The organism is Phaeovulum sp., assembly GCF_041596715.1.
GTDB lineage: Bacteria > Pseudomonadota > Alphaproteobacteria > Rhodobacterales > Rhodobacteraceae > UBA6213.
Map to the genome: position 1 here is coordinate 1 of NZ_JBFHIA010000364.1, position 2,087 is coordinate 2,087.

Genomic DNA, 2,087 nt, shown 5'->3' on the forward strand with positions numbered 1-2,087 from the left:
GATCAGTTCCGCTGGTCAACGCATATCGAGCTTGCCGCACGATTTTCACTTAGACCGCGTGGCGCGGCATCCGGCCGCTAGGCAAGCGCCGCGTTTTCGGGTAAAAATCGCGAAAAGGGCGCGAAGCGCTCGGCAGGCACGGGCAGTAACATGATTTCACGCAGAGCACTTATCGGGCTGTCGCTGGCCTCGGTTTTCGCAGCGCGCGGCGCAGCTGCCGAAGCCGCCAAGATTCGCCCCTATTTCGGGCCACCGGTCACGCAGTTGCAGGTGTTCAAGGCCAAGCGCAAACTCTATGTCATTTCGGGGCAAGAGGTGATCAAGACCTACCGCATCGCGTTGGGCGGAAACACCGAGGGCCCCAAGCAGTGGGAGGGCGACAGCCGCACCCCAGAAGGCACCTACGAGATCGATTTCCGCAACCCCAACAGCGCCTTTCACCTCAGCCTGCGCATTTCGTACCCGAATGCCAATGACGTGGCTGCGGCCAAGGCGATGGGGCGAAAGCCGGGCGGCGATATCTTTATTCACGGCGGCGGTGGCGGCGCGTTTTTGCCGTGGTTCCAGCGTGACTGGACCGCAGGTTGCATCGCCGTGAAGGATGAAGAGATCGAGGAGCTTTACGCCATGGTGCAGCTTGGCACCCCGATCTTCTTGTTTGCCTAGTTTGCGGCTGCCAAGGCGCCGGGCAGGGCGGCACCGCCTCCGGTGACCAGCGTCCACCAGATCTTGCCCGACGGTTCCTGATACCATGCAAAGCCAAGGTCGCGCGCTGACGGGTTCATGATGACATCGCGGGTGTCGCGCACTGCCATCCAGGCCGAAAGCGTTTCGGTCTCGGTCTCGTAGGTTTCTGAGATATTTTCGCCCAGAACCTTGCCCGCATAGCCCGCGCGCATGCCGCGATCCAGCGGCGAGGAGCCGTCAGAGCCAAAATGCCAAGGCCGGTTTTGCACCGACATGTCGCGCGAATGGGTGGCGGCTGCGGCGTTAAGCTCTGGGCTGAGCGCGAGCGCAGGCACCCCGGCTGCCGCGCGCAAGGCATTGACCTGATCAAGAACGCCAAAGGTGATGCGCGAGGCATCCGAGGCGCTGATCTGGTATAGCTGCGGCAACGGCAGGCCATCGGGGCCAAGCGGTGGCGGCTCGGCCGCGCAGGCAGAGAGCGCCAGCACCGATAGGAACAAAAGGCCTTTGGACACGTTCATATGCAGCACCTGTGCGATTTCGGCCCGAGCATTAACGCGTCGGGTGGCAGAGGGCAAATGCAACTATGCGTGAAATCGCCGAGTGACAGCAGTTTGATTTGCACTGGGCGGAAAGTCGCAATATGACTGCGGCTTGCCTGCGGAACATTCCGCGGTTGACCGGAGTCATCTATGTCGAGAACCCGTTTCAGCACCCCAAACCGCCGGACCTTTCTTGGCGGGGCCGCGTTTCTTGGTGCAGGGCTGGCAACGCCCGCGCTCGCGCAGACCGCGTATGATTCAGGGGTCGTCTACGAGGATAACGCCTATACCAACCTGCGGCGCAACATTTCGTCATTCCGTTCGCTTGATTGGCAGCCCTATTTCGCCAACACCAAGAATGGCGCGATCCTTGTCGATATCACCTCGCGCGCGCTGCACTTCTGGTCCGAGGATCAGAGCATCTACAAACTCTTTCCCACCTCGGTTCCGGTAAGCGAAGACCTCACGCGCCTTGGCCGCACCGAAGTGGTGCGCAAGGTCGTTGGCCCAACTTGGGCACCGACCCCGGCAATGAAGATCCGCAACCCCGAATGGCCCGATTTCGTGGCAGCCGGGCCCGACAACCCGCTTGGCACGCATGCGCTGTATCTCAGCTGGCAGTATTACCGCATCCACGGCACGCACGACACGCGCAAGATCGGGCGCAAGTCGTCAAACGGCTGCATCGGGCTTTACAACGAACATATCGAAGTTCTGTTCGGATTGACCAAGGTCGGCACACAGGTGTTGCTGATCTAGGTTTGCAGGCTTGTGCGGCTTATGGGCGGTGGTATTCCACCGCCCTTTTCATTTCACCCAGCCCGCAAGGTTTTCTGCCGCCGCTTCCAGCAGTGCCGC

General features: G+C 61.0%; 3 protein-coding genes. 2 read left to right on the forward strand and 1 reads right to left on the reverse strand.

What is annotated here, in order from left to right; translation table 11 throughout:
• The first annotated feature begins 150 nt into the window (after window positions 1-150).
• Window positions 151-666, forward strand: a complete 516-nt coding sequence (locus tag ABY403_RS16035; RefSeq protein ID WP_372841812.1) for a murein L,D-transpeptidase family protein — start codon at window positions 151-153, stop codon at window positions 664-666.
• Here ABY403_RS16035 and ABY403_RS16040 read toward each other — a convergent pair.
• Window positions 663-1,208 (reverse strand): CAP domain-containing protein, encoded by a 546-nt coding sequence (locus ABY403_RS16040; RefSeq protein WP_372841813.1) that lies wholly within the window; start codon window positions 1,206-1,208, stop codon window positions 663-665. The genes ABY403_RS16035 and ABY403_RS16040 overlap by 4 nt on opposite strands.
• A gap of 171 nt (window positions 1,209-1,379) precedes the next feature.
• Here ABY403_RS16040 and ABY403_RS16045 point away from each other — a divergent pair, with 171 nt between their 5' ends.
• Window positions 1,380-1,988 carry a L,D-transpeptidase gene (locus ABY403_RS16045; protein ID WP_372841814.1) on the forward strand — a complete coding sequence of 203 codons (609 nt, stop codon included), beginning with the start codon at window positions 1,380-1,382 and terminating at the stop codon, window positions 1,986-1,988.
• The last annotated feature ends 99 nt before the right edge of the window (window positions 1,989-2,087 follow it).

Coding starts and splice junctions, on each gene's coding strand:
- ABY403_RS16035 (WP_372841812.1), top strand. CDS start 151: ATGATTTCACGCAGAGCACTTATCGGGCTGTCGCTGGCCTCGGTTTTC.
- ABY403_RS16045 (WP_372841814.1), top strand. CDS start 1,380: ATGTCGAGAACCCGTTTCAGCACCCCAAACCGCCGGACCTTTCTTGGC.
- ABY403_RS16040 (WP_372841813.1), bottom strand. CDS start 1,208: ATGAACGTGTCCAAAGGCCTTTTGTTCCTATCGGTGCTGGCGCTCTCT.